Origin of the sequence: Nocardia pseudovaccinii NBRC 100343, from assembly GCF_001613225.1 — a bacterium.
GTDB lineage: Bacteria > Actinomycetota > Actinomycetes > Mycobacteriales > Mycobacteriaceae > Nocardia > Nocardia pseudovaccinii.
Window position 1 is genome coordinate 1 of record NZ_BDBY01000214.1, and the last position, 1054, is coordinate 1054.

Consider the following 1054-nt stretch of genomic DNA (forward strand, 5'->3'; position numbering starts at 1 on the left):
CCTCGGCCTGCGCGCAGGCCAGGGCGAACGCGCCCGCACCTGCGGCGTCGGTGGCGTAGCGAAGATTCTGGTTGACCTTGAGCACCGGGCCGCCGTTGACCTCGATGCGGTGTGCGGGCTCGTGCCGTTCCGGGTAATTGGGATGGGTCGCGTGCGCCATATCGCCGGAGGCGCAGACGGATCCGGCCAGGGCGGCCAGGTATTCGGCGCGGCCGCCGCCGCGTGCGAGCACGATGCGCTCCAGCACCGTCGGCAGCAGATCGGACTGCGCGCCGCGATCGGACTGACTGCCGACCTCCTCGTGATCGAACATCGCCAAAACCGGAATTGCCGCACCGGGTTCCGCGATCGCCGTGAGGAAGGCGTTCAATCCGGCGTAGCAGGTCCCCTGGTTGTCCAGGCGCGGCGCGCTCACCAGATCGCGATCCCGGCCCACCAACCGGCTCGGTGCCAGATCGTGGGTCATCAGCTCCCAGCCGAGCACTGCCTGCGGATCGACCTCGGCATATTCGGCGACGTAATCCAGGAACGAGCGCGGCTGCGCACCCAGACCCCAGATCGCATTGACATGTCGCTGCGGATCAAGCGTGACACCCCGGCGGTCCTCCGAAAGGTGGATCGCCAACTGCGGCACCCGAAGAATCGGTTCATCGATGCGAACCAGCTTGTCGCGCACCGCATTTCCGTCGCGCACGCTGAGCCGTCCGGAGATGCCGAGTTCCCGGTCCAGCCATGAATTCAGCCAGGCGCCGCCGTAGGGCTCCAACCCGACCAGCTGCCAGCCCACCGCGGCCAGATCCGGATACTGCTTCACCCGCAGATTCGGACTGTCGGTATGCGCACCGACCACCCGGAACGGTGTCGCACCGGCGGAATCGGCCGTCGCCCACGCGACCAGCGAACCGCCACGCATGACGTAATGACGGCTCGGCCCATCCGATGGCCACGGCGCCGACTCCGCGAGCGGGGTGAAGCCGTGGGCGTCCAGTTCCCGAGCGACCGTCCGGCACACGTGGAACGGCGACGGTGAATCGTCGATGAAGGCGCACAGTCC

Annotated in this window: 1 protein-coding gene; it reads right to left on the reverse strand. The window is 67.9% G+C overall.

All coding sequences use genetic code 11. The features are described 5' to 3' along the window. A partial coding sequence (locus tag NP3_RS27385) for a M18 family aminopeptidase (protein ID WP_063044487.1) occupies window positions 1-1054 on the reverse strand: 1054 nt, incomplete at both ends.